The sequence below is a fragment of the Pseudomonas vlassakiae genome, assembly GCF_014269035.2.
GTDB classification, from domain to species: Bacteria; Pseudomonadota; Gammaproteobacteria; order Pseudomonadales; family Pseudomonadaceae; genus Aquipseudomonas; species Aquipseudomonas vlassakiae.
In genome coordinates this window covers 1-256 of the sequence record NZ_JABWRP020000075.1, presented here as the reverse complement: position 1 = coordinate 256, position 256 = coordinate 1, and the positions used below count along the sequence as shown (strand labels likewise).

Here is a 256-nt window from a genome sequence, read left to right as displayed (position 1 = left end):
AAGCGGGTCGGTTTCTTCGAGCAGGCGGGCGAACTCGTCGTACTGGAAGGTCAGGCGATTGCCGTCTGGCAGGTCGAGGCCGACCATGTTGCCCTGCTCGTCCAGCTCGATGGCGTAACGCTCGCCACCGTAATCGCGGCTGGCGATGACGCGGTGGTCGGCGTTGTACTGCACCTCCAGTTCACGGCCGAGCACGTCGGTAGCCCAGCTGGTGCGGGCGTCGAGGTCGTAGCGGAAATGGTAGTGCTCGCCGTCA

At 64.8% G+C, this 256-nt stretch carries 1 protein-coding gene; it reads right to left on the bottom strand.

Going from position 1 to position 256, the window contains the following annotated elements:
- Positions 1-256 (bottom strand): RHS repeat domain-containing protein (locus HU738_RS25855; protein ID WP_264082584.1); only part of this gene is annotated, 256 nt, incomplete at both ends.